The 20447-nt window shown below is 62.4% G+C and carries 21 protein-coding genes; 17 read left to right on the top strand and 4 right to left on the bottom strand.

What is annotated here, in order from left to right; all coding sequences use genetic code 11:
* Positions 1-138 precede the first annotated feature (138 nt).
* Positions 139-837: a hypothetical protein gene (locus tag CRO48_RS02835; protein ID WP_097136224.1), complete on the top strand. Its 699-nt coding sequence runs from the start codon at positions 139-141 to the stop codon at positions 835-837.
* Positions 834-1739: an NAD-dependent epimerase/dehydratase family protein gene (locus CRO48_RS02830; RefSeq protein ID WP_097136222.1), complete on the top strand. Its 906-nt coding sequence runs from the start codon at positions 834-836 to the stop codon at positions 1737-1739. Before CRO48_RS02835 ends, CRO48_RS02830 begins: the two co-directional genes overlap by 4 nt.
* Here CRO48_RS02830 and CRO48_RS02825 read toward each other — a convergent pair.
* Positions 1712-2404: a TetR/AcrR family transcriptional regulator gene (locus tag CRO48_RS02825; RefSeq protein ID WP_176526636.1), complete on the bottom strand. Its 693-nt coding sequence runs from the start codon at positions 2402-2404 to the stop codon at positions 1712-1714. The two genes, CRO48_RS02830 and CRO48_RS02825, sit on opposite strands and share 28 nt — an antisense overlap.
* 233 nt (positions 2405-2637) lie before the next feature.
* On the opposite strand from CRO48_RS02825, the gene CRO48_RS02820 reads away from it, so the two are divergent.
* The 12 genes from CRO48_RS02820 to CRO48_RS02765 all read left to right on the top strand — a co-directional run bounded on the left by CRO48_RS02820 (position 2638) and on the right by CRO48_RS02765 (position 13096).
* Positions 2638-3459, top strand: a complete 822-nt coding sequence (locus tag CRO48_RS02820) for a transporter substrate-binding domain-containing protein (protein WP_176526635.1) — start codon at positions 2638-2640, stop codon at positions 3457-3459.
* A gap of 90 nt (positions 3460-3549) precedes the next feature.
* Positions 3550-3984, top strand: coding sequence for a type II 3-dehydroquinate dehydratase (gene aroQ / locus CRO48_RS02815; protein ID WP_097136219.1), 435 nt, complete (start codon positions 3550-3552; stop codon positions 3982-3984).
* On the top strand, positions 3981-5042 hold the full coding sequence (locus tag CRO48_RS02810; RefSeq protein ID WP_097136218.1) for a Gfo/Idh/MocA family protein: 1062 nt from the start codon (positions 3981-3983) through the stop codon (positions 5040-5042). The genes aroQ and CRO48_RS02810 overlap by 4 nt, the downstream gene beginning before the upstream one ends.
* Positions 5039-5866: a sugar phosphate isomerase/epimerase family protein gene (locus CRO48_RS02805; protein ID WP_097136217.1), complete on the top strand. Its 828-nt coding sequence runs from the start codon at positions 5039-5041 to the stop codon at positions 5864-5866. The genes CRO48_RS02810 and CRO48_RS02805 overlap by 4 nt, the downstream gene beginning before the upstream one ends.
* Entirely contained in the window at positions 5863-6693 is an 831-nt protein-coding gene (locus CRO48_RS02800) for an aldo/keto reductase (protein WP_097136216.1), read from the top strand. Before CRO48_RS02805 ends, CRO48_RS02800 begins: the two co-directional genes overlap by 4 nt.
* Before the next feature lie 28 nt (positions 6694-6721).
* Positions 6722-7384: an amino acid ABC transporter permease gene (locus CRO48_RS02795; protein ID WP_097136214.1), complete on the top strand. Its 663-nt coding sequence runs from the start codon at positions 6722-6724 to the stop codon at positions 7382-7384.
* Between the two features lie 10 nt (positions 7385-7394).
* Positions 7395-8039: an amino acid ABC transporter permease gene (locus tag CRO48_RS02790; RefSeq protein WP_097136213.1), complete on the top strand. Its 645-nt coding sequence runs from the start codon at positions 7395-7397 to the stop codon at positions 8037-8039.
* A gap of 24 nt (positions 8040-8063) precedes the next feature.
* The gene (locus tag CRO48_RS02785) at positions 8064-8795 is read left to right on the top strand and encodes an amino acid ABC transporter ATP-binding protein (protein WP_097136212.1); all 732 of its coding nucleotides are present in this window, start codon (positions 8064-8066) and stop codon (positions 8793-8795) included.
* Between the two features lie 268 nt (positions 8796-9063).
* Complete coding sequence (locus CRO48_RS02780) at positions 9064-10032, top strand: NAD-dependent epimerase/dehydratase family protein (protein ID WP_097136211.1); 969 nt, start codon at positions 9064-9066, stop codon at positions 10030-10032.
* The gene (locus CRO48_RS02775; protein ID WP_097136209.1) at positions 10029-11018 is read left to right on the top strand and encodes an SDR family NAD(P)-dependent oxidoreductase; all 990 of its coding nucleotides are present in this window, start codon (positions 10029-10031) and stop codon (positions 11016-11018) included. Before CRO48_RS02780 ends, CRO48_RS02775 begins: the two co-directional genes overlap by 4 nt.
* A gap of 14 nt (positions 11019-11032) precedes the next feature.
* Positions 11033-11755, top strand: a complete 723-nt coding sequence (locus CRO48_RS02770; RefSeq protein ID WP_097136208.1) for a sugar phosphate nucleotidyltransferase — start codon at positions 11033-11035, stop codon at positions 11753-11755.
* Positions 11756-12067: 312 nt separating this feature from the next.
* A complete protein-coding gene (locus CRO48_RS02765; protein ID WP_097136207.1) occupies positions 12068-13096 on the top strand; it encodes an NAD-dependent epimerase/dehydratase family protein in 1029 nt (342 codons plus the stop codon).
* A 67-nt stretch (positions 13097-13163) separates the two neighbouring features.
* Here CRO48_RS02765 and CRO48_RS02760 read toward each other — a convergent pair whose 3' ends face one another.
* The gene (locus tag CRO48_RS02760) at positions 13164-14150 is read right to left on the bottom strand and encodes a polysaccharide deacetylase family protein (protein ID WP_176526634.1); all 987 of its coding nucleotides are present in this window, start codon (positions 14148-14150) and stop codon (positions 13164-13166) included.
* A gap of 91 nt (positions 14151-14241) precedes the next feature.
* Here CRO48_RS02760 and CRO48_RS02755 point away from each other — a divergent pair, with 91 nt between their 5' ends.
* From CRO48_RS02755 to CRO48_RS02745, 3 genes are read left to right on the top strand one after another with little or no spacing between them, the layout of a single operon-like run.
* On the top strand, positions 14242-15231 hold the full coding sequence (locus CRO48_RS02755) for a glycosyltransferase family 2 protein (protein ID WP_176526633.1): 990 nt from the start codon (positions 14242-14244) through the stop codon (positions 15229-15231).
* Positions 15228-16505, top strand: coding sequence for a lipopolysaccharide biosynthesis protein (locus CRO48_RS02750; RefSeq protein WP_097136203.1), 1278 nt, complete (start codon positions 15228-15230; stop codon positions 16503-16505). The genes CRO48_RS02755 and CRO48_RS02750 overlap by 4 nt, the downstream gene beginning before the upstream one ends.
* A gap of 4 nt (positions 16506-16509) precedes the next feature.
* Positions 16510-17634, top strand: a complete 1125-nt coding sequence (locus tag CRO48_RS02745; protein ID WP_097136201.1) for a glycosyltransferase family 4 protein — start codon at positions 16510-16512, stop codon at positions 17632-17634.
* On the opposite strand, the gene CRO48_RS02740 is transcribed toward CRO48_RS02745, so the two are convergent.
* Together CRO48_RS02740 and CRO48_RS02735 are read right to left on the bottom strand one after the other, a co-directional pair.
* Positions 17600-18781, bottom strand: coding sequence for a glycosyltransferase family 4 protein (locus CRO48_RS02740; RefSeq protein WP_097136199.1), 1182 nt, complete (start codon positions 18779-18781; stop codon positions 17600-17602). The genes CRO48_RS02745 and CRO48_RS02740 overlap by 35 nt on opposite strands.
* Positions 18778-20283: an O-antigen ligase family protein gene (locus CRO48_RS02735; RefSeq protein ID WP_097136198.1), complete on the bottom strand. Its 1506-nt coding sequence runs from the start codon at positions 20281-20283 to the stop codon at positions 18778-18780. Before CRO48_RS02735 ends, CRO48_RS02740 begins: the two co-directional genes overlap by 4 nt.
* Positions 20284-20447: the final 164 nt, after the last annotated feature.

Below are 20447 nucleotides of genomic sequence, written 5' to 3'. Positions count from 1 at the left end.
CAGCGCTCGCGCATCGAAAACTCGCGGCTTGACAATTGCAACATACTAACATTCTAGTAGTCTACATGAAGCGGAAGCGGCCTGATTGTCAAGTTGGTCGATCAAGCCGGCCGGTTGGAGGACTGGGAGGAGCATGAAATGGCATTGAAGGGGTCTGCCTTTCTGGCGATCTGGCACGATATTGCCGAAGGCGAGCATGGCGAATACATCGAGTGGCACACGCGTGAGCATATGCCCGAGCGGCTTTCGATACCCGGCTTCCGGACGGGAAAGCGGCTGCACGACCCCCAGGCCGTCCGCCACGTCTACGGCACCATCTATGCGGCCGATACGGTCGAGGTGTTCCGGTCGGCGGACTATCTCCAGCGGCTGAACAATCCCACGCCATGGACGGCCGCCGTGGCGCCGAGCTTCCAGAATTTTCTGCGCGTCGCCTGCGAGCGCATCGCTGAGGCCGGCCGAGGGAACGGCGGCAGCATGGCGACGATCCGTTTCGACTTGACCGATGCGGGTGCCCGCGCGGCGATAGAGGGGGAGGCGCAGGCTCTGGCCGATGCGATACTGGCTCTTCCCGGCATCTGCTGTGTTCACGTGGGGCTGGCGCGCAGCGAAGTCTCCGGGGTGCGCACTCGCGAGACGGAACTTCGCAGCACCATGTCCGAGCGGGAGTTCGATGTCGTCATTCTCGCCGAGGGGGCTTCGCGGGCCGGTCTGGAGGCTGCGGTCCCGGCGATCGAGGGTCTGGCCGCGACGACCGGGCTGCTGGTCGCGCCGGTCACGACGATTTATGAAACGGCCTATACGCTGACCGACGACGACATGCGGGTGAAGCCATGAAGCCGGTTCTGATCACCGGCGGCGGCGGCTTCCTTGGCGGCTGGATCGTCCGGGCGCTTGCGCAGTCGGGTCATCCGGCGCGGATATTCGACCGCTCTTCGGACCGGCGCGTCCTGCGCGAAATCGCCGGTGACGAAGCGGACCGGGTCGAGTGGGTCGAGGGCGACGTCACGGATGCCGCCGCCGTCAGTGAAGCGGCGCGCGGGTGCTCTTCCATCATCCATCTGGCCGCATTGCTGACGCCGGCCTGCAAGGCCGATCCGGCGCGGGGGGCAACGGTCAACGTCATCGGTACGCTGAACGTCTTCGAGGCGGCAAAGGCTCGCGGAATTGCCCGCGTCGCCTATGCGAGCAGTGCTGCGGTGTTCGGCCCGGACGATGGGGCCAATCCGTTGCCGGTCACGCTCTATGGCGCCTTCAAGCTGGCGTGCGAGGGTGTGGCCCGCGCCTATTGGCTGGACGAGGGGATCGCAAGCGTCGGGCTGCGTCCCACGGTCGTCTACGGTCCCGGACGCGAGGTCGGCCTGACCGCCGGCCCGACCATCGCCTGCCGCGAGGCGGTTGCAGGCCGTCCCTACACGATCGGCTATTCCGGCCGGCAGGACCTGGTCTTCGTCGCCGATGCCGCCGCCGTTTTCGCTGCAGCCGCCACCAGACCATTCGACGGTGCGCACGCCTTCTCACTCATTGGGGGCACCGCAGACGTTTCCGAGGTCATCGAGGCCATCCGCAGCGAGATACCGTCGGCTTCCATCGACTTCGTCGGTCCGAACATTCCCATGGCCGCGGAGATCGCCGAGACGCCCTATGACGGCCTTCTCGGGCCGATGCCGCGGACGCCGTTGCAGGACGGCATTGCCCGGACGGTCGAACACTATCGCGCGCTGTCGGAGGCCGCCTGATGTCGATCCGACCGGACGAACCGCAGAATCATATCGGTTATCGATTCGAGGCGCTTTTCTATGGCTTCGTCGGTCGTGAGGTCGCGGCCGAACAGGACCGCCAGCGTGTGCTGGTTGGAGATGTAGGTGAAGCCGAGCGCAGAAATCGAGATGTAGAGGTCGAGCGGATCGATGCCCTCGCGGAAGATGCCTTCCGCGACGCCCCGGTCCAGAATCGCCTTGATCCTGTCGAGGATCGACCGGTTGAGCGCGGCCATGTCTCCGGCTGCCCGAAGATGGACGGCGCGATGGAGGTTTTCGGTGTTGATCATCCGCACGAAGGCGGGATTGTCGACGTAGTAGCGGAAGGTGAAGGCGACGAGCGTGCGGATGGCGGCTTCGGGGGCCGAGAGGTCGAGCTCCAGTTCGTTCTCCGCTCCGCGGATGCCGGCATAGATATCCTGCAGGGCGGCGAGGTAGAGGTCGTCCTTGTTCCCGAAGTAATGGTAGAGCATGGCCTTGTTGGTGTTGGCGCGCTCGGCGATCCTGTCGACCCGCGCGCCTCCTATACCATAGGTGGAAAACTCGACGATGGCCGAATCGAGCAGCGCGCTCCGGCGACGCTTCGGCGCGCGCTCGCCGCTGCCCGGTGTGCCCGTGCCGTTTTCACTGTCGTCGCTCGCCATCGTCGCCATTCTCCACGTCGCCGGGTTCTGTCCACTGTTGTTCATAACGCCAATCAGGGCGGCATGAACCATCTGTCGACGACTTATAGAGCATTAATTGACATCAACCAACTGGTTGGTTAATTGTAATCGAGTTGTTTGGAATGGGCTGGCGATGGTGGAGTTGCCGTCCTTTCAGAGGCTTGGTCGGAGGAAGTGAATTAGGTCAGCAACCCAGCGGAGGAGTTATGGGTATGTTTTCAGTTCGTGCAGCAGCTTTCGCCTTGATGGCGGGTTTGGGTCTCGCAGGCATCTCGTCTACGGCGAATGCTCAGGCCCTGGAAAGCATCAAGGAAGCCGGCGTCGTGCGCATCGGCGTCATGGGCGAGCAGGCGCCTTGGGGATCCATCGATGCCAGCGGCCAGAACATCGGCTATGACGTCGATGTCGGGCGCCTGATTGGCGAGGAGCTCGGGGTCAAGGTCGAGTTCGTGCCGAACGCGGTCGCCGCGCGCATTCCGAATCTGGTGACCGGGAAGGTCGACCTTCAGATGGCCGTGATGGGCATGTATCCCGATCGCGCCAAGGTGGTGCAGTTCTCCAAGCCCTACGCCGGCCTGAAGATCATTCTTCTGTCGAGCCAGAAGAACAAGATCGAGACGATCGAGGACGCACGCAATCTCCAGATCGGCGTGCCGCGCGGCGCCGCTCAGGACAAGGCGATCACCACGCTTCTCGGCGACCTTCCCAATATCCGCCGCTTCGACGACGACAGTTCGACGATCCAGGCGCTTGTCTCGGGGCAGGTCGATGCAATCGGTGGCAACACCACCTACAAGATCAACCTCGACAAGGCCGCCCCGGGCAACGACTTCGAGCAGAAGCTGGTGTTCAACGAACAGTGGATGGGTATCTGCTCGAAGCTTGGCGACAAGGAAATGAACGAATGGCTGAACAGCTTCATCGACAAGATCAAGGCCGATGGCCGGCTGGAAGCCATCAATAAGAAGTATCTCGACGCGTCTATGCCGCAGTTCCCCGAGAAACTCGAAGGCGTGCCCTTCACGGTGCAGTAAGCGCGAAGCGCCCACCCACATCAATCAGAGGAATAGGCGCGGCCGCACATTGCGGCCGACGCTCCACAATTGCCCTTGGGAGGAAAGGCATTGCGAACAATATTCATCCTGAACGGCCCCAATCTCAATCTGCTGGGACAGCGCGAGCCTGAAATCTACGGCAGCACGACGCTCGACGAAATCCGCGGCTGGTGCGAGGGCGATGCGAAGGAACTGAACGTCGCCATCGACTTCAGGCAGTCGAATTTCGAAGGCGAGATCATCGAATCCATTCACGCGGCGCGGACGCAAGCGGCCGGCATTATCATCAATCCGGCAGGCTACACGTTCACGTCGATCGCCATTCTGGACGCGTTGAAGATGTTCAATGGCCCGAAGATCGAACTGCACATATCGAACGTGCACCAGCGGGAGGAAATCTATCACAAGTCGCTCGTCTCGAAGACCGCGACGGCCGTCATGGCTGGCTTTGGCGCCTACGGCTACAGGATTGCCCTCAGGGCGATGGCGGAGATGACGAAATGACAAGAATTGCATTGTTGGGCGCCGGCCTGATCGGTCGGGAACATGCCGAGCTCCTTGCGTCCCACCCCGAGGTTGAAATTGCGGCTGTCTGCGATCCGTCGCCCGAGGCTGCGTCCCTGGCCGAGCGCCTTTCGGTGCCGCATCGCACGGATTATCTTGCGATGCTGGACGAAATCAGACCTGACGGGGCGATCGTCGCCCTGCCGAACCAGCTTCATGCGCCGGCTGCGATTGCCTGCATCGAACGCGGCGTCGCCTGCCTGATCGAGAAGCCCATCGCCGAGAGCGTTGGCGCGGCCGCGCAGATCTGCGCGGCGGCAGAACGCTATGACGTGCCGGTTCTGGTGGGGCATCAGCGTCGCCACAGTCCGGATATTCGTGCGGCCAAGCAGGCGATCGAGAGCGGTGCCCTGGGCAGGCTCGTAGGCGTCAACGGCATGACGATGTTCGACAAGCCCACCGACTATTTCAACATGGAGTGGCGTCGCAAGGCGGGTGGGGGCGTGCTCCTCATCAATCTCATCCACGACATCGACGTGCTGCGTTACCTCGTCGGCGAGATCGAGAGCATCCGTGCCTTCACCTCGAACGCGCAGCGTGGCTTCGAGGTCGAAGATACCGCCAGCATCTCGATCCGCTTCGTCAACGGTGCGCTGGGCACCTTTCTGATCTCCGACAACGCCGTCAGCCCCTGGGCATGGGAGTATACGTCGGGCCAGGCCCTCTATCACCCCGCCCAGCCCGGCCCGTCATTGTTTCTGGCGGGCAGCAAGGCCGCCCTTTCGGTCTCGGACCTCTACCTCTGGCGGCACGCCAACGAGGGCGAGCACTGGCAGCATCCGCTCGTGCGGGAATATCGCGGCGCCCCCGGATTGCCGACCTATCTGGCCCAGCTCAATCACTTCCTCGCCGTGATCCGGCGCGAGGAGCAACCCCTGATCTCGGCAAGAGATGGCAGGGCGACGCTGGCCGCCACGCTGGCCGTTGCGCGCGCGGCAAGGGAGGACCGAACCGTCACGCTTTCGGAAATGCTCGAAGAGGACGGGACGGAGGAATGACGAGAGAGCTTTCCCTGTCCTTCCTGACGTGCCTCGGGATCGGCCCGGAAGAGGCGGTACGGGTCGCTGCCGAAGCAGGATACGACCATGTGGGGCTTCGCATGCTGCCAGCAGCGCCCGGCGGCATCGCGTTTCCCCTTATGGACGACCCGGCACGGGTTCGCGACCTTCGCACGCTGATGACCGACCTCGGCATGAGCGTGTTCGATGTCGAGATGATCCGCATCGCGCCTGATTTCCGAGCGACGGATTATCTGTCGTTCCTCGACTGCGCCGGGCGGCTCGGAGCCCGCGCCATACTCGTCGCTGGCGACGATCCGGACGAAGGGCGGCTGACCGCCTCCTTTGCCGCGCTGTGCGAAGCCGCTTCACCGTTCGGCCTGGCGATGGATCTCGAATTCATGCCGCAGTCGGAGTTGCACGACCTGGCCGCAGCGCTACGCGTGCTGAAGGCGGCGGGCCAGCCCAACCAGGGCGTCATCGTAGACGCGTTGCACGTCTCGCGGTCGCGGACGCCTGCGGCTCTGATCGCAGAGATTCCTGAGAAATGGATGCACTATGCGCAGATCTGCGACGGGCCGGCGGAAATTCCGGATACCCGCGAGGCGCTGAATTTCGCGGCGCGCCATGAGCGGTTCCTTCCCGGTGACGGGGCGATCGATCTGGCGGCCATATTCGGGGCTCTACCGGGTGGACTGCCGGTCGCCGTGGAGGTTCCCAATGACCGGCAGACAGCCGGTCTCTCGCCCGCAGAATGGGCACGGCGCGCCAGGCAGGCGAGCCTCGCACTGCTTGGAACAGTTCATGGAAGGAGCCAGCGATGAGTTCACCGGCCAGAAAGATCATCCGCGGCGAAGCCATCCCCGCGCTCGGGCTCGGGACGTTCGAACTGACCGGACCGGACGGCGAGGCGGCCATTCGAACCGCCATCGAACTCGGCTACCGGCAGATTGACACCGCTATCCGCTACGGCAACGAGGCCGAGGTCGGCCGGGCGATCCGTGCCTCGGGTGTGCCGCGCAACGAGCTGTTCGTCACAACGAAGATCTGGTTCAACGACCTTTCGCCCGAGAACGTCGCCAGCCGCGTCGGGGAAAGTCTCGAGCGGCTGGGCCTTGATCAGGTGGATCTCCTGTTGGTGCACTGGCCGACGCGCGAGGTTCCACTCGGCGAGACGCTTGCCGCTTTCGCCGAGGAGAAGAAAAAGGGGCGTACGCGCCTGATCGGCGTCAGCAACTTCACCGTCGCCCTGCTCGACGAGGCGCTGGATGTCCACAAGGCGGACCTGTTCTGCAACCAGGTGGAATATCACCCCTTCCTGTCGCAGCAAAAGCTCCTGGCGCGCATGCGTCGGGCGGACATGCTCCTGAACGCATACCAGCCGATCGCCCGCGGTAAGGTATTCAAGTCCGAACTGCTCAACGAGATCGGCCGCAAATGTGGCAAGAGCGCCGGCCAGGTCACGCTGCGCTGGCTCGTGCAGCAGGACAATGTCGGAGCAATCCCGCGCTCCTCGCGTCCTGAAAACATGCGCGCCAACCTGGACATCTTCGATTTCGAACTCTCGGGCGAGGACATGGTTGCGATCCACGGGCTTGCCCGCGGCGAGCGCTATTCCAGCTTCGACTGGGCACCGGATTGGGACCAATGAGGATATCCAACATTAACGGGGGGAGCCCATGACACTCGATTTCAGTGTGGTGACCGACGCCTGGCAGTCCCTGCTCTTCGGAACGCTCGGCACCTTGTTCCTTGCCTTTTCCGGCATGATTATCGCCATGGTGATCGGCATCGCGGGTGTCGTCATCCTCAGAATGCAGATGTGGCTGCCGTCCCTGCTTGTGACGGCCTTTGTGGAAGTCGTGCGCAATACGCCGTTCCTGGTGCAGATCTTCTTCGTCTTCTTCGCATTGCCGCTCGCCGGCATCCGGCTCAACCCGACGATGACAGCTGTGATCGCACTCGGCGTCAATGGCGGCGCCTATGCGATCGAGATCATCCGCGGCGGTGTGGAAAGCATTCCGAAAGGCCAGACGGAAGCCGGACTGGCGCTCGGCCTGCACAAGCACGAGGTCTTCCGGCTGATCGTGCTGACGCCGGCATTGCGTGCGATCTATCCTTCGCTGTCCAGCCAGTTCATCCTGCTGACGCTGACGACGGCCATCTGCACTTCGATCTCGGCCTATGAGTTGACGTCGGTCGGGCAGCGGATCGAAGCCGAAACGTTCCGCAGCTTCGAGGTCTACTTCACGCTGACCGGCATCTATCTGGTGATTTCGCTGGTCACCATGTGGTGCCTTGCCGCCATAGGCCGCTGGGCCTTCAGCTATCCGCAACGGTAAGGAGGGCGACATGGGAATTCAGGAATTCACCTATCTGCTGCAGGGTCTGGCCTGGACGCTGTTTCTGACCGCCATCGGATTTGCGGGCGGAATCTTCTTCGGCCTCGTCGTCGCACTGATGCGTGTTTCGCCGTCGGCCTGGCTGCGTGTGCCGGCGATCTGCTGGATCGGCCTCTTTCAGGGAACGCCGCTTCTCATGCAGCTTTTCGTCGCCTATTTCGGACTGCCATTGATCGGCTTCGACCTGCCGGCCTGGGGTGCTGTATCCGTCGCCCTGACGGCTCATGCTTCGGCGTTTCTGGGCGAAATCTGGCGCGGCGCCATCCAGGCCGTTCCAAAGGGGCAGAGCGAGGCTGCCCAGGCGCTGGGCCTTCACGGGGTCAGCCGCATGTTCGACGTCGTCCTGCCGCAGGCCTTCAAGCTTTCGCTGCCGGCGACGGTCGGTTTTCTGGTGCAACTGCTGAAGGGGACGTCGCTGGCCGCGATCGTCGGCTTTATCGAGCTCGCCCGCGCTGGCACAATCGTATCCAATCAGATCTACAGGCCGCTGCTCGTGTTCGGCGTGGTCGGCGCGATGTATTTCGCGATGTGCTGGCCGCTGTCGTTGTGGGGGCGGACGCTCGAACGCCGCATGGCGGCCGGGCAGGCAAAGTAAAAGGAGGAGAAACACGTGGCATCCATGATCGAAATGCAGCACATCGAAAAATATTACGGCGCCTTCCACGCGCTCAAGAATATAAATCTGACTGTTGCGAAGGGCGAAAAGATCGTGCTGTGCGGCCCTTCGGGATCCGGCAAGTCAACGCTGATCCGCTGCATCAACCATCTGGAGACGATCAAGAGCGGCGAGATTGTCGTGGCCGGGCATCGTCTGAACGACAGCCAGAAGGCCGTCGATGCGGTCCGTCGCGAAGTCGGCATGGTCTTCCAGCAGTTCAATCTCTTTCCGCACAAGACCGTGTTGGAAAACTGCATTCTAGCGCCGATGCGCGTTCGCAAGCTTTCCCGTAGCGAGGCGGAAGCGACAGCACGCAAGTATCTCGAGCGGGTGAGGATCGGCGATCAGGCTGAAAAATACCCCGCCCAGCTTTCCGGTGGCCAGCAACAGCGTGTCGCCATTGCGCGTGCACTTTGCATGGAGCCGAAGGCGATGCTGTTCGACGAGCCGACCTCGGCGCTCGATCCGGAAATGGTCAAGGAAGTTCTCGACACCATGGTCTCGCTGGCGCGCGACGGCATGACGATGATCTGCGTGACGCATGAAATGGGCTTCGCACGTCAGGTCGCAGACCGGGTGATCTTCATGGCCGACGGGCAGATCGTCGAGGAAAATGACCCCGAATCCTTCTTCAGCGCCCCGAAGCACGAGCGTACACGCGCATTTCTCGGCGAAATCCTCGCGCATCACTGAACAGCGGTCGCTGAGGGAGATTCACGCGAGGATGTTATTGCCTGATGGTTCGATCGCACTTACACTCCTGCCGTGTATGGGTTGAGTTGCGCGCATTTTGATCGCGAGGCACCGGAGCTATATCGATCCGGATACGGCCGCGGCGCGGGCGGCCAGCAGACTCGCACAATCGACGAAAGGATGCTTTGGCCGGTCTGGTTGCGGTTGAAAGTTAGTCTGTTTTCGACGCCTGGATGTCGGTTTGGTCCCAATTGTCACGGAGCGTGGCATGGCGATTTCGGGGCAAATTGTTCTCGTTACCGGCGCGAACGGCTTCGTGGGCCGACACGTCGTCGCGCGACTGGCGGCCGGCGGCGCTGAAGTGGTCGCGGTCTCGCGTCGCCCCACAGCACATGTGATGCCTCCCGGCGTGCGAAGGATCGTTGTCTCTCTCTCGAAGCCCTCTGAACTGGCGAGGCTTATCGAATGCTGCCGGCCGCAGCTGGTCGTTCATGCGGCAGGTCGCGTTCCCTCGCCGGGACAAGACGACGAGCAGCTTCTTTTCGAAGACAATCTCGGTTCGACCCTGTCCCTGCTGGAGGCGATCAGGATTGCGGCCCTGCCTTTGCGGCTGGTGACGATCGGCTCCGCCGCGCAGTACGGGCTCGGAATGCCCTCGCATCGGGCCACGCGCGAGGACGATCCGCTCCGCCCGGTTACGCTCTACGGGGTGAGCAAGGCGGCCGCCCTGCTTGCCGCAATGGCGGCAGGGGCGAGGGACGGGCTCGATGTCGTGTGCGCGGTGCCCTTCAACCTGACCGGGGCAGGGCAACCGGCACATCTCGTTCCCGCGGCATTCCTGCGGCACGCGCTCGACAGTCCGGGGGAAGTCCTCAAGGTGGGCAATGTCACCTCGAAGCGGGATTTCATCGACATTCGCGACGTTGCTGCGGCGATCGAGGCGGTGGCGTTGCGCGGGAAAACGCAATCCGTCTACAATATCGGATCCGGCAAAGCGCTTGCCATCGCCGATATTCTTTCCATAATTGGGGATCGTATGGGGCCGTCCTTCCATTGGGAGGCGGACGAACATCGGTTTGGCCCTGAACGGGTGCCGGTCAGCTATGCCGATATTGCCCGTATCGAAGCAGATACGGGATGGAGACCGCAAATTCGCATCGAGCGGTCGATCGCCGACATGATCGAAGACATGCTGTCGCGAGGTCCACAGGCGGAAGACAGGGAAGTGCTCCGATGACGTTCTGGTCAGACAGGCCCGTACTCGTAACCGGTGGCGCCGGCTTTATCGGCAGCCATCTTTGCGAGGCGCTGGTCGCGGCCGGCGCACGGGTCACGGTCTTCACCCGCTATTCCTCGCGCGGCATCCGCGGCGCGGTCGATTCCATGCCGCCCGATCTCCGGTCGCGCATTCGCTTCATCATGGGTGATCTCAAGGATCCCTCCGGCGTGAACGAGGCGGTACGCGGGGCGGACACCGTTTTTCACCTCGCCGCGCATATCGGTATACCTTATTCCTATGTGCACCCGGTCGATGTCGTCCAGACCAACGTCAACGGCACGATGCACGTGCTGGAGGCCTGCAGGCAGAATGATGTCGCCAAGCTTGTCGTCTTTTCGACCAGCGAGGTCTACGGCTCGGCGCTGAAGGTGCCGATCGACGAGGATCATCCGCTGCAGGGCCAATCCCCCTATTCGGCAAGCAAGATCGGCGCGGACCAGCTGGCGCTCAGCTATTTCCGCGCCTTTGGCGTTCCGGTCGCGATCTGCCGCCCCTTCAATACCTATGGGCCGCGCCAGCCCGCGCGCGCGATCATACCAACGATTATTTCTCAGGCGCTGCGCTCCGATACGGTTCGCCTGGGCTCGCTCCTGCCGACGCGTGACCTCGTCTATGTCGGCGATACGGTTGCCGGGGCGATGATGATCGCGGAGTCTGGGGAGGCACCCGGCCAGGTCATCCAGCTCGGCACGGGTGTGGAGGTGAGCATCGGAAACCTGTTCGACACCATATGCCGTGTGCTGGGAAGAACGCCGCGGATTATGGTGGAAGACAGCCGGCTGCGCCCGGACAAGAGCGAGGTCATGCGCCTCGTCGCGGATCCTTCCCGGGCGAGGACGGTGCTTGGCTGGGCGCCGCAGGTGCCGTTGGAGGAAGGCATCGCGCGCACGGCCGAGTGGGTGCGTTCCAATATCGATTTCTTTGAGACGGAGTATCAGATCTAGACGGGGAGCAAGCGATGAAGGCTGTCATTCTAGCCGGGGGTAAAGGCACCCGATTACGGCCATATACATCGATTTTGCCTAAGCCGCTGATGCCGATCGGCGAACTGCCCATTCTGGAGATCATCCTGCGCCAGTTGGTTCACCATGGGGTTACCGAGGTGGTGATCGCGATCGGCTATCTCGGTGCGCTGATCCAGACCTATCTCGAGCAAAGTCCCATCTCGAAAAGGCTGAAAGTGCGCTACCACATCGAGCACGAGCCGCTCGGCACGGCCGGCGCGATCGGCACGATACCCGGCCTTGACGAGCCGTTTCTCGTGATGAACGGGGATATCCTGTCCAATGTCGACTATGCCGACATGATGCGGGTCCACAAAGCGCGGGCCGCGGACCTGACCGTGGGCGTCGTCGAGACGACGGTTCAGATCCAACTCGGCGTGCTCGATGTCACATCGGATCGCCGGATTGTCGGCTATGACGAGAAGCCGACCAAGTCATACTCCGCCTCCATGGGCGTCTATGTCTACTCTCCCGCCATTCTCGAACTGATCGAGCCGGGCCAGTACCTCGATGCGCCATCGCTCGTCCTGAAACTGATCGCCGCGGAGCGCAACGTCATTGGCTACAGGGAGGATTTTCACTGGATCGACATCGGTAACCTAGGCGAGTACGAGCGGGCGCAGGTTGAGTTCGAAGCGAATCCGGCGCTCTTCCTTCCTCCGCCGCTATCGACATGATGGCAATCCCGGGCGCGAAGCCGGCGAATTTTGCGTGCGATTCCGACGCGGACCACCTGGTGAGATCAAGCCGGGAGCCGCATTCCGGCATGGTGCATTGATCGATGGGCATTTTTGGTATATTAACGACGAGTGAAATACAGATGTGGGGTTCCGGCTCATAATTTGTTTTATAGCCGAGGCGGGGCGACTTGCAGGCCTCAGCCAAGAATAAAAATTCCGTTAGTGCTTTATATGTTTAGTGTCCGTTCAGCAATACGGACCTCGTTCTTCGTCTTTCGTGCCCGATCAATTCGGTTACTGGAGTTGTAGATGCAGCGAGTATGTATTACTGGCGGAGCGGGATTTGTTGCTTCGCATCTTGCGGATAGCTTCTGCAGCCAGTTCCCGTTGGCCGAAATTATAGTCGTCGACAAGATCGGCTATGCTTCCCGCCGCGATCATCTGGCGGCCGCCTTGGGTTCCGGCCAGGTCCGCCTCATCGAAGCGTCCATTTGCGATCTGCCGCTGATGCGCAGTCTGCTGAAGGGGGTCGACCTCGTCGTTCACGCCGCAGCGGAATCGCATGTCGACAACTCCTATCGCAACGTCCTGCCATTTCTGGAAAGCAACATCGCGGGCACGGTGGCGCTGCTGCAGGCGGCGATCGACAACAATGTCGGGCTGTTCCTGCATCTCAGCACCGACGAGGTCTACGGCGGTGCGGACGACCACCTGTTTCTCGACAACGACGCGCTGGCGCCCACCAATCCCTATGCCGCTTCCAAGGCAAGCGCCGAGATGTTCGTTCACTGCTATTCGAAGTCCTACATGCTGCCAACGATCATCTCGCGCGCAAACAACATTTTCGGACCGCGCCAATATCCCGAAAAGCTCGTTCCCAAGCTGATCTGCGATGCCCTGCGCGGGGAGAAGTTCAAGATTCACGGAAATGGAAGCGCCAGGCGCTCCTTCCTGCATGTCCGGGATTTTTGTGGAGCGGTCGTGACCCTTGTGACGAAGGGCGAGCACGGTCAGGTGTACAACGTACCGGGTGCTTGTGAGCACTCGGTGATGGAAGTGGTGGAGCTCGTCGGACGGCACACGGGAAGGAGCTGCGAACAGCTGGCCGAGCGCGGGCTCGACAGGCCCTTCAACGATAGCCGCTACGGCGTCGTGGCCGACAAGCTGCTGGCGCTTGGGTGGCACCCGGAATCAACCCTCGAGGCGGAACTGCCGGGCCTGATCGACTGGTATGCCGAAAACCTCCACCTCTATTTCGATGCCGTATCGGATGGCGCCGTTCTGGCCGCAGAACGCGGCCGACCGACAACAAAATATGTAACCGGGCTGCCGCGCTAGGTGGCGGGGAGGGAGGCGATTGCGCGTCATGGGTTGGCTACACCCACATCGCCCGAGGCAGTCCGCGTCAACCGCGACAACGCTCCGCGTTGAGGCGCCTGTCTCGTTCCGCCCGAAGCTGGCCAAAACCCGTGCGGGCCGTGGCGAGCGCGACTTCACGCTCGATGCGTCCGTGACGGATTGAAGCGAAGCGACCGATGGTCAACCTGTCGTTGACGGTCTGGAACGATGCCGGATGGGTCTGCCGGGGGAGGCAGGTGACGCCGAACCGAAGGCCGAGTTCGGCTGCGGCGGCGAGAGTCCCTCGGTCGAAGGCGCCGTTGGGGAAGGCGATCGATATGGGAAGGCGGCCGGTCAGGCGGTGGAGTTCTTCCTGGCACCGGCGAATGTCTGACAGCTGTGTACCGCTGTCGACAACGGTCAGGATCGTGTGGGAATGCGTGTGATTGCCAATCTCTACAAGCGGCTCGCGCGAGAGCGCTGCGACCTCTGCAGGCGTCATCGGGCGGTCGATGTCGGCGACGGGGCGCATGGCACCTTCGCCGTAGCTTGTCACGATGGCCGCCCGGATTTCGTCGGGAGGGCAGGCTTTAAGCCTTTCGCGCCGGGCAGCGATTGCCGCCGCAGGCGTGCCACGTTTCGATTCTTCGCGAAACAGGACGTCCCACCAGAAGGCTTCTCCGCTCGCAACGTTGCCAGAAGATATGAAGACCGTAAGAGGCATGTCGTTGCGACGAGCAAGTGGCAGAAGCTTCAGGTTGTTGGCGTAACCATCGTCGAAGGTGAGCCATGCGGCAGGTCCGCGGACGTTTCCCGCATCGAGATCGTTTCCGGTCACGAGGCGAAATCCTCGCCGGCGCAGCAGCGTCGCGACGAATTCGACATCCTGGACCGTCATAGGCTGAAATGGGTCGAGCAGGCCGGTCTGCAGGTCTTCCATGCTGTCGATCACGCTGTGAAAGGCGAGAACGACCAGGGTGTCTTCTTCATTCCGGCGTACCGCAAGAAACTTGGCAATGGCCAGATCGAGCGCTTTGATCAGCTTTTCCTTCATGAGTGCCTCGGAATGTCCAATCAGGGGCTGCGTTCGAGGGGCGGTGAAAAAAGCTGCCCTGACGGGCGCCTGCCAACGACGGAAGAGTAACATGCAGGATGATCCGCGCGCGACAATTGTAATCCCGACATATAACTCGGCCCGATGGCTCGCTCAGGCGGTCGACAGCGCGCTTGCACAGACCTTCGACGATATCGAGGTTCTCGTGCTCGACAATGCCTCGACGGACGGCACGGCGAAACTGATGGCGCGCTATTCGGATCCAAGGCTGCTCTACCGCCGTTTCGACAAAAACGTGGGCTTTGCCGGCAATGTCACGCGCGGGATCAAGGCTGCGCGGGGCGACTACTTCATAGTGCTCGGCGCCGACGACATTCTGGATCCGCGCTTCGTTGCAACCGCCGTGGCCCGACTGGAAGCGGATCCGACTGCCAAGATGGTGCATGGCGGCGCGATCTGGATCGATGACGATGGCGTCCCGATCGGGCGTTTCACCGGTCGGTGGCCCCCGAAGTCCGGCGGCAGTGATGCATTCGTCCGCGCCTTCACCGAGGGGTTTTGCTACTCGTGTGTCTTGTCGCGAATGGCGCCGGTGAAGGCGCTGGGGGGCATGGACGAGGAATGGGGGATGATCTCCGACAGCTGGCTTTTCCTGAAGCTGTGTCTGGCGGGCGATGTCCTTTTCATTGAAGAACCGCTCGCGCGCTATCGCGTTCGCGAAAGCAGCCTTTCCTTCGAGCTCTATGCCGACGGCAAGATGTTCGATGACCATATGGCAGGTCTTGAGACAGCATTCGCCTGGCCGGAGGCAAGCCCGTTGATGAAACGGCGGCACGAGGCCCGGACCGCGGTGGCGCGGCAGGCGTTCGAGACGATGCATCTGACGCGGATGGGCGCGGGCCTGCGAGGCGTGGGCCGCAAGACGTGGCAGATCGTGCGGGCGGAGCCGCGGGTCCTGTTGGTGCCGGCGAGTTGGTTGCGCCTTGGGATGGCGCTGATGCCACCGGTGGTCATCAGGGCGCTGCGGAACCATCGACGCCGTCGAGGCATCGCGCATTTCAGTGAGCCCGCACGCTCATGAGCCCGCTGCTGGGCCGAACCGCTGTGGTGTCAGGTATCCGTATTTTCTACCTCGGACTATGGTTCGTCGCGATTACCGTCGCATACCGCCACCTCGGCACCCTCCCTGACGGGGTTGCCCAGGTCGGGCTTCTCACTTTCGCACTGGCATCGATCAAGATGGTGACGACCGCGCTTGGCGATCCGCTCGATCTCGATGTCGTTCGCCGCGTGCCGCCGATACTTGCCGCCGATCCTCACCGCGCCGCTCAGGCATGGCGTGCTGCCCAGCAGATCCGCACCGGATTGGCGGCAGCAGTATTTGCACTTTCCCTATTGCTGGCGGTGCCGATCGCGAGGTTCTTTCTGCACGATCGCGCATGGGCCACGGCCGTCGTTCTGGCCGGTGGTGCGGCGGCCTTCGAGTTCGTTTATCGCGGCTACCTGGCTGACTGCCAGTCCCGCGAACGGTTCGACAGGCTGTTGCTGCTGGAGGGTGCCCTGCAAGGCTTCCGCGTTGTCTCCGTGGCGGCCCTGCTGGTTGGCGGAGCGTTGACGGCGTCCAGCTTTCTGGCGGCCTACCTCCTGTCTGCGCTCTGTGTCTGCCTGATGGCCTTTGTCCTGTCGGACGCGGCGCGGCGCAGGCTTTTCACTTTCTCCGCGGAGGCAAGCCTTGAAACATGGCGCTATGTGCGATGGGTGGCGCCGGCCCTCATGGTCAGTGCCGTCGTAGAGCGGCTGGACATCTTCCTGCTCACCAGCCTGCGCGGGCCCGCGGAGGCGGGTTTCTATGGCGCCTTGCTGCCGCTGCTGCTCGTTCCGGAGATGGTCATGGGTTTTGCGATGGTCGTATTGCAGCCCCGCGTCGCAGACCTCGCAAAGCATGGCGGCGCGCTGGAGCTCTGGTCTTCCGTCTGCCGGCTAACCGTGCCTCTGGCCGCCATCGCCAGTCTCGTGGTGTTCCTGTTTGCAGAGCCTTTGATCCGCATGACCATCGGTCCCGCCTACCTCCAGTCCGTGCCGGTGTTCAAGCTGCTTTTCGTCGCCGTCATGTGCTGGGTTGCCTTCGTGCCCGTTGCGTTGTCTTTTGTCGTTATGACGCAGCCGCGTGCGACGCTGGCGATCTGCCTGTTCCAGGCGGTTATTGTCGGGACCGCCGGCTTCCTGCTGATCCCCGCATATGGGGCGACAGGAGCGGCCGTCTCCGTTTTCGTGATGCGGCTTTTGACGGGTGTCGTCATCTGTGGTGCCGCCTATCATCGGCTGCGAGGCGGCTTTCTCGAAGGGAGGGCCTAGGCAGTTGCGGGTCGCCCACATCAAGAGCCGGTATGGCCGGATCGGCGGGATCGAGTCTCTGCTGGAGGGGCTGATGCCGGAGCTGGCCCGTCAGCCGGATGCAGAGCCGTTGCTGGTGTTTGTGGCTGACAGGCGCGACCGGGAACTGGAGGCCAGGCTTACGGGAAACGGAACGGTGCCGCTTGTCTGGCTGCCGTGGAACGGACTGGCGTCGTCTCCGCTGAGCGCGATGCGTCTCACACGGATCCTGCGCGAGCAAAAGATCGATGTGATCCATACCCATGACATGCGTGCCAACCTGCTGGTCGCCATGAGCCGGCCAATCCTGGGAATACCATGGCTTTGCCACATGCACGGCTGGCTCGGCCATACACACAAGGGTGTTCACCGCTTCTACGAGGCCGTGGATCGCCGGCTGGTTGGGCTGGCTGACCACGTTCTCGTCGGGTCCTATGCCGCGCTTGAAGAGGTGCGGAGGGGCGGTGCGCGGTCTTCCTCGGTTGCATGGAACGCAGCGGCCATCGCTGCGCCCGCAATGACGTCGCGCAGAGATCTCGGGCTGCCGCCGGAGGTGGTGGTCTGCACCGTGCTGGGACGGCTTCACCCGGGCAAGGGTCAGGATATATTTCTCAAGGCGCTGGGCAATCTGGCCACTCACGCCGGATGGCATGCGGTTTTGGTCGGCGTCGGCGAGACGGAGGCGGAACTGAAACAGATGGCGGCGACGCTTGGCATCGCCGATCGGGTTACGTTCACCGGCTTTGTGGACAGGCCGACAGACTGGATCGACGCAAGTGACGTCATCGTGGTTCCATCGCGCAAGGACAGCCTGCCAATGACCTGCCTGGAGGGCATGGCGCGGGCGAAAGCGCTTATCGTGAGTGCGGCAGGCGACATGCCGCGCGTCATTGCGGACGGAGAGGCAGGGCTTGTCGTTGCGATTGACGACGTCGACGGACTGCGAGCCGCACTCGTCGCGCTTCTCGACGCACCCGTCCGGCGTGAAGTTCTGGGGCAGGCTGCAAGAGCCCGGTTCCTCGCACACCACACCGCTGCGGCCCTTGCCCGTCAGATGACCGATAGCGCCATGCAACTCACCCAGGCGAAAGGCAGGCCCGTTCGTAGATAGCCGAAAGGCGCTCCACGAACATCGGCACGGAATATTCCTGCTCCTGCCGTAGGCGCCCGGCAACGCCGATCGCCGCTGCGCGGTCCGGAAACCTGAGCAAGCTGGAGACCTGCTCGGCGAGTGCCTGCGCGTCGCCCGGCGGCAGCAGGATGCCGGATACGCCATCCTCCACGATCGCAAGAGGTCCTCCCGCTTTCACGGAAATGACCGGCGTTCCCACGGACATGGCTTCGAGCAGGACCAGCCCGAAGGGCTCCGGCGTGATGGATGTATGGCAAAAGACGTCAAGGCCGTCCATCAGGTCGACCATGCTGTCCAGCCGGTAGCGCCAGCCAAGGAACTTCAGCCTTTCGCCAAGGCCGAGCGCGGCGGCCTTGCGCTTCAATTCCCGTTCATATCCTTCAAGGCCTGGCGGAGAGCCGCCGCTGACGACGAAGATCGCCTCGGGATGCCGCGCCGCCACAAGTGCACAGGCGTCGAGAAAGACATGGCAGCCCTTCCAGGGGTCTAGACGGGCGGCGAAGCCGACAATCGGTGTGTCGACGGCTACGCCGAGATCGGTGCGCAAACGGCCCGGCTGAAGCGATTTGCGGAAGGCGTCGCCATCCAGTGCGTCGGGCATCACGACGACCTGCCTCGGCCAGACGCCGTAAAGCGCATCCACGCACGGGGCCGACATCGCCAGAATGATCGTCGAAAGGCGGCGCACCATGGCGGCAAACAATGGCGTCAGGACGGGGACGGACGGGGCCATTTCCCGGACATGCCATATGTGAGGCTTGCCGGCGAGTTTGGCCGCCCATGCCCCGTACAGGCAGTAGAGTGAATTGGAGTGGACCAGATCCGGATCGATATGCCGGATCTTGTCGCGCAGCCGCAGCACGGTCGGAAGGAATTTCAGCAGGTAGCCAAGCTGGTAGCTGACGGACGGCAGCGTCCGCAGTTGCTGCATCGGCAGGAAGTGAACCTCGGCGCCGGCTGCGCGCAGTCGTTCCACAATCGGACCGTCGCATGGCAGGATGACCGAACTGCGTTGGCCGGTCGATCGCATGGCTTCCAGCGTACGGGCGAGGGCGATGTCGGAGCCGCCGACCTCGGAGTTGGGGTGAACGTAGAGCACATGCCGGCTGCCGGAGGGAGTTTTCATCTGGCGCTTCTTGGCGCAAACAGACTACGGACGGGGCTGTCGCCGACGACGGAGATGCGCCGTGCGGCCATCACCAGGCCCAGGATAATCCAGAGCAACTTCAGGAATTTTGCATGGCCGAAAAGGCTGCAGACCAGAAACGCGAGCAGGCTGGCCTCAAGGGCGACGGCGAGCAGCCGCAGTCGCGGCGGACCGGTCTTCTCCATCCTCCGGAGTTCGCGGAACGCTGCGACGAAGATTGCGGAGAAGAGAACCAGGCCAACTGCGCCATATTCCACCAGAATCTCGAGTTGTAGGTTATGCGCGCCGATATTGGAGACCAGTTCTCGCCCTTCATTGACGGCAAGTTCCATATCGTCGATCCACGCCCGGAGGCGGATGTCGTCTGGCAGATGCTCGCGGACGTCGTCGTAGAACTTGAAGCCGAAAGCCTTGTACCCATGCCCCACTATCGGGCTGTCGAGCCAGATATCGGCGGCTCGGGTCACGAGCAGACTTCGTAGCGGGGTGCTGCCCTCGCTGAGATACTTTTGGGAGAACATTCGGTCCAGAAAACCGGGTGGAAGATAGATCAGCAGCCCCACCAGCATCGTCGTGCCTGCGGCAAGCGCGAGGCGAAGCGGTATGACGCCACGGATGCACAGAAACAGACCGGCGATCCCGAGCCCGAAAAAGCCGGTGCGCGTGTAGCTCAACGTCAGCGCGATCATTTGCAGCAGGCCGAAGGCTGCGACGACGGAGCGGGTCCAGAAGTCCGTCCAGCGCTGCCAGGCGTAGAAAATGAGCGGTATCGACATCGCGATCGAATAAGACAGCCAGTTGGCGTCGCCGATGCCGCCGGTAATACGCTTGATGATGACGCCATCGAGCGACTCGCTGTCGATCACGCCCCCGAGAGCGCCGAGCGCGAGACGTGGGTCATCGGATTCGATAGCGAGCGAAGGCAGGAAGTGTTCCATCAGGCCGATGATCCCCGTAAGGGCCATGGCCGCCGACAGGATCATTATGGTCGCGTCGAGAGCCCGCTGCGACTGCCCGGCGATCGTGGCAGCCAGCGCGGTCAGCAACATCGTCAGCAGCAGTCGGCTTGTTCCTTCCAGCATGCCCGTTTCGGGATAGCGCCGGGCGAGGTCCCAGCCGACCACAACGACCAGAAAAAGGAAGATCGGTTTGTAGATCGCAGATGCTGTCAGCTTCCAGCCGGCGAACACCATGTGGAGGATGACGGAGCCGAGGGCGATGGCTCCGAAGATCTTGGACAGGCTGCTCGGGAGGCCGATGATGTGGCTGCTGCCGACGACCTGAAGGGACGTATTGGCGAAGATCACGACCGCAAGCGCGACGAGAGGCTGTGAAATGCTTACGAAGACGCCGATGAGGCCGAGCGCGGCAAGCATTCCCTTGAAGGGCCCGAGCGAGAGTATCGCCGCGATCCCAAGGCCGAGGCAAAGGATGGCGTATGAAGCTGACCAGGAACGAAGGCCGATTGCTTGCGGTTTCACATCAGCGCTCCGCTCACAACTCCGGGCGCGACAGCGACCTTGGGAAAAGACTATACGGAGAGCGTCAACAACTCCGCAAGTAACATTTAAATACTGTGCACCTGGTTATTTCGGCGGACGCAATAGCGTAGATAAGGTTTTTCGCTGTCTGCAAACGCTTGCCA

Source organism: Rhizobium subbaraonis, assembly GCF_900220975.1.
Taxonomy (GTDB): Bacteria; Pseudomonadota; Alphaproteobacteria; order Rhizobiales; family Rhizobiaceae; genus Mycoplana; species Mycoplana subbaraonis.
Note: the sequence above shows the minus strand (reverse complement) of the source record. Positions and strands in the feature narration are given on the sequence as shown.

Bases quoted from the DNA above. Each gene is read 5' to 3' on its own strand.
- CRO48_RS02835 (WP_097136224.1), top strand. From the start codon at position 139: ATGGCATTGAAGGGGTCTGCCTTTCTGGCGATCTGGCACGATATTGCC.
- CRO48_RS02830 (WP_097136222.1), top strand. From the start codon at position 834: ATGAAGCCGGTTCTGATCACCGGCGGCGGCGGCTTCCTTGGCGGCTGG.
- CRO48_RS02825 (WP_176526636.1), bottom strand. From the start codon at position 2,404: ATGGCGAGCGACGACAGTGAAAACGGCACGGGCACACCGGGCAGCGGC.
- CRO48_RS02820 (WP_176526635.1), top strand. From the start codon at position 2,638: ATGTTTTCAGTTCGTGCAGCAGCTTTCGCCTTGATGGCGGGTTTGGGT.
- CRO48_RS02810 (WP_097136218.1), top strand. From the start codon at position 3,981: ATGACAAGAATTGCATTGTTGGGCGCCGGCCTGATCGGTCGGGAACAT.
- CRO48_RS02805 (WP_097136217.1), top strand. From the start codon at position 5,039: ATGACGAGAGAGCTTTCCCTGTCCTTCCTGACGTGCCTCGGGATCGGC.
- CRO48_RS02800 (WP_097136216.1), top strand. From the start codon at position 5,863: ATGAGTTCACCGGCCAGAAAGATCATCCGCGGCGAAGCCATCCCCGCG.
- CRO48_RS02795 (WP_097136214.1), top strand. From the start codon at position 6,722: ATGACACTCGATTTCAGTGTGGTGACCGACGCCTGGCAGTCCCTGCTC.
- CRO48_RS02790 (WP_097136213.1), top strand. From the start codon at position 7,395: ATGGGAATTCAGGAATTCACCTATCTGCTGCAGGGTCTGGCCTGGACG.
- CRO48_RS02785 (WP_097136212.1), top strand. From the start codon at position 8,064: ATGATCGAAATGCAGCACATCGAAAAATATTACGGCGCCTTCCACGCG.
- CRO48_RS02780 (WP_097136211.1), top strand. From the start codon at position 9,064: ATGGCGATTTCGGGGCAAATTGTTCTCGTTACCGGCGCGAACGGCTTC.
- CRO48_RS02775 (WP_097136209.1), top strand. From the start codon at position 10,029: ATGACGTTCTGGTCAGACAGGCCCGTACTCGTAACCGGTGGCGCCGGC.
- CRO48_RS02770 (WP_097136208.1), top strand. From the start codon at position 11,033: ATGAAGGCTGTCATTCTAGCCGGGGGTAAAGGCACCCGATTACGGCCA.
- CRO48_RS02765 (WP_097136207.1), top strand. From the start codon at position 12,068: ATGCAGCGAGTATGTATTACTGGCGGAGCGGGATTTGTTGCTTCGCAT.
- CRO48_RS02760 (WP_176526634.1), bottom strand. From the start codon at position 14,150: ATGAAGGAAAAGCTGATCAAAGCGCTCGATCTGGCCATTGCCAAGTTT.
- CRO48_RS02755 (WP_176526633.1), top strand. From the start codon at position 14,242: ATGCAGGATGATCCGCGCGCGACAATTGTAATCCCGACATATAACTCG.
- CRO48_RS02750 (WP_097136203.1), top strand. From the start codon at position 15,228: ATGAGCCCGCTGCTGGGCCGAACCGCTGTGGTGTCAGGTATCCGTATT.
- CRO48_RS02740 (WP_097136199.1), bottom strand. From the start codon at position 18,781: ATGAAAACTCCCTCCGGCAGCCGGCATGTGCTCTACGTTCACCCCAAC.